Annotated in this window: 2 protein-coding genes; both read right to left on the reverse strand. The window is 43.4% G+C overall.

Annotated elements, in window-relative coordinates; genetic code table 11:
• Window positions 1–51: 51 nt before the first annotated feature.
• The gene (locus tag HMPREF9074_RS11215; protein ID WP_009390729.1) at window positions 52–2,895 is read right to left on the reverse strand and encodes a primase-helicase family protein; all 2,844 of its coding nucleotides are present in this window, start codon (window positions 2,893–2,895) and stop codon (window positions 52–54) included.
• Between the two features lie 107 nt (window positions 2,896–3,002).
• Window positions 3,003–3,263 (reverse strand): hypothetical protein, encoded by a 261-nt coding sequence (locus HMPREF9074_RS11220; RefSeq protein ID WP_009390727.1) that lies wholly within the window; start codon window positions 3,261–3,263, stop codon window positions 3,003–3,005.
• Window positions 3,264–3,395 lie beyond the last annotated feature (132 nt).

A 3,395-nucleotide genomic window follows, 5' to 3' on the forward strand; every position in this document is an offset into this window, starting at 1 on the left:
CATTTAAATAGGTCATCGCCTTTGCAAATTCATTCGGGTTTTTCAGCATAATTAAAATGGTATATCGTCCTCGATGCCGGCAAGGTTGTTTGTCTTTGGGGCAGCTGGGGTGGTTTCTTCTGGTTTTTTGGTGTCGGTTTCTGTCTTTATGATGAAATAATCAACAGAGGTACGGCGGTTATCTAAAGTGTATTCGGTCTTTTTGATTATATCGGATAGCGTGTAGCCTTTTAGCTGGCAGTATTGTCCTAACTTGTTGCGGAAGCCTTGTGCCGTTAGTTTGAAATTACCACAAGAGGCTTTGTAGTCGTCTTGCATTTCGCGGCGGGCTACTTCGATATTGAGACGGTCGGGGGTGAAATACTCGTCTGCCCAGTCTAAAAAGTTGTCGCCTATTGAGGCTTTTAGATTGTTGTAATTTATTCTTTCCATAGGGGCAAAATAGGGGCTCATACGGTTTTGCATATAGAATTGGGTGCAACGTAGCATAAAGTTGTAAAATAAGTCCCATTGGCGAGCGTCCCAGTCGTCATAGAGGTTGTGCCCAAAATCATCGGAGGGCTGCCACTGTTTGCCCATTTCGGAGTGCGAATAGTGGTAATAAGATGAAAATGTGATGAAAAATAGCCTACGATAGTCGCTGTCTGCTCCGTTCTTAAGTCCGTGATTGAAAGTGCCAAAGAGTTTGGGGCTTTTGTCGGGCGGAATGAAAAAGCTGGGCCTGAATTTTGGGTTTACTCGTATACCGTCGGTGATGTAGTTATACAGCTTTTCAAAACGTTGTTCTGCCATATCGTCGAAGCATATTACATCGTGGTTTTCGTTGAGTTCGTCGAATATATGGGTGTTTTCGAATAGTTTGCTGTCTTTACCGGCGCAATTGAATACGCTGGTGGTGAGTTTGATTGCCTTTGAAAATATGCCTTTACCGGTTCCGCCGTTGCTCTGGCTTAGCATTCCTTTCATCTCATCATCAACAACATATACAAATCGCTCGAAATTGGGCATTTTGTAGCGGTGCAATAGGTAGCCTATAGCGTAGCACTTGGATAGAAAATGCTGCTCTTGGGTGATTTGCTCTTCTTCTGTAAGGTGTGGACTGTTGAGGGTGAAAAAGGTGCCCCAACGGTCTTTTTCGTAGGGGTATTCTTTTGCCCAGTATACGCGGCTTCCGTTGATAAGGAAATTTAGGTATTCGCATTTTTCGGTTTTGATATTTACGCGGTTGCGCCCTTGCTCATCAATATAGGGTTCAAAAAAGGTTTCTTTGATTAGGGTGATATTGGTGGGCAATACGGCGTTCTCGAAGATATAGTTATTTATATCATCGCGGTTTTGGGTGAAAATGCGGTCTGGGGTTACCTTTATAGCGGTATTCTGAAAGAAAAACAGCTGGTATTCTTTGTCGTGCTTGGTAAGGTCGAATTTTTTGTAGGTAGCATTTTTGAGTTCGGGAGCACTTAGGGCTTTGCAGGTGCGTAATAGGCGCAATACTTTTTGCGAGGTGCCTTTGCGTATATAGTAATCGACGCAAAACTCGCGTACGGCAGCGGTTTGCGGTACGGATAGCTTATAATCGTCTACTTTGACTAATGTGCCTTTGTTTTCGTTGTCGAGATTGACGGCTATATCTGACTGAAATACAAAAAAATGGTTTACTTGCAAGAAGTAATACAGATTTTCGTGGTTTATGGTGTATTTTTTGTCTTCTACAGTTACGAAATCGCAGCAAACGGGTACGTTTAATAGTTTTTTGAACTCGTTGGCAATACTTTGTTGTTCACTTTCTTTAAAATAATCTACGTAATCACGAAAATCTTTGCCTTTTTCGCCTAAATAGTACTTTGGTAGGAATACGGTGGGCAGCTGCCAATAGCGGCGGGAGTATTTATAGGCGAACTCTATGCCCGAAGTATCTACATCGGGCAGGTTGATAAGGTGCTGACTTATGGTTTTTAGGTATTGGTAATCGGTATGATTGATTATATCGCCTTCGGAATTGCCCCATACGGGGTAGAAATCGGGGGAAAGCGATGCGAGGGTAAGCCCGTCGGAGCCTCCGGAGCAAATGATAACATAGGGCAACAGGAGTTCATCGAGTTGCTCTTGTAGTTCCTTTTTCATTTCGGGAAAATCGGTTAGGGTTATTTGCTCTCTTAGGTCTATTATTCTTTGGTAGCGGTCGGGGGTGATGATGCTTTTTATATATTGCAGTCCGTGCACATATACGGCTGGTTTTTTGCCTAAATAGCCGTGTTTGAAGTTTTCGGTTTTGGTGTGTCCATTTTCATCGGTTATTTTGCGTTTTTTCTCGGCTGGGTAGTAGGTTTTTGCCCATACGTTTAGGTCATCAGAATAGGCAAACATTGGGTATTGTGGGGTGGCTTCGATGGTCATTAGTTTGCCTGTGGTAGAGGTGATGCGTTCTACTTTTTGGAGTTCGTGAACGTTATAGCGTGCGCATATTTCGGGGGTGATAAAACGATTTATAAGCTTGGCATTTTCTATTTTTTCTTTAGGGTATATGCGAAAATAGCCGTCGGGGTGGTCGCCACGGGGTGCAAATGTTTTGTTTGGGGTGAGATTAAGGGTGTTTTCGCCTATATTAAATTCAGCGAATAGTGTTTTTAGGGTGTTTAGGAAATCGGTATCGCCAGTAAGGTGCTGGTATATCTGTATAGGGGAATGGGTATCGCCGCCAAAGTCTTTTACTACCCAGCATTTGCCCTGTGGGGGTAGATATAGATAGGCTGAAGGGGTTTTTTCGTCGCGGTAACGAAAGGGTTTGCGTGTGCGCTCGCAGCCTACGCTGTCGGGTAGGTAGCGGTGGAGTATGTCAAGCCCTCTGTCGGTATGCTCATAGAGTTTTTCGGCGGTGTATTTATAATCGTTCATAGTCTGTTAGATGTTAGCAGTTAGGTTAGGTGAGAGATAAAAGAAGCCGTGCACGTGGTGCACTTATGCACGGCTTATCTAACAACTAACTAACGTTATTTTACTATTTATGGGTGGGCAAATGCTTCTACTGGTTTTGAGGTGTTTTCTGGTACAAGGGCATAGGAGAGTTGCCCCGCGCTTATCTCTGGACGAATTGAGAGGTAGCCCCCAGCAGCTCGGTTGTAAAGATTAGCAAGGGCGTTTTCGCTGTAATAATTTAGGTCGATGATAAGCATATTATCCTCAATGGTTATCATATTGGTTCTAATATCATCGATGTTTAGGACGGCATTTAGGTGCGTTTCTACTTGTTCTATCTGGTTCATTGTTTTTATGGTTTTATTTGTGATTATTGATAGGGTACGTGTTCGCTTCGTGTTCGGTACGTGTTCGCTTTAGCTTCGGTGTACCTCGACAAGGTCTTCTACAGGCAGGCTAAATACTTCTGAAAGGGCTAT

Origin of the sequence: Capnocytophaga sp. oral taxon 329 str. F0087, assembly GCF_000213295.2 — a bacterium.
Lineage (GTDB): Bacteria > Bacteroidota > Bacteroidia > Flavobacteriales > Flavobacteriaceae > Capnocytophaga > Capnocytophaga leadbetteri_A.

Coding starts and splice junctions, on each gene's coding strand:
- HMPREF9074_RS11215 (WP_009390729.1), bottom strand. CDS start 2,895: ATGAACGATTATAAATACACCGCCGAAAAACTCTATGAGCATACCGAC.
- HMPREF9074_RS11220 (WP_009390727.1), bottom strand. CDS start 3,263: ATGAACCAGATAGAACAAGTAGAAACGCACCTAAATGCCGTCCTAAAC.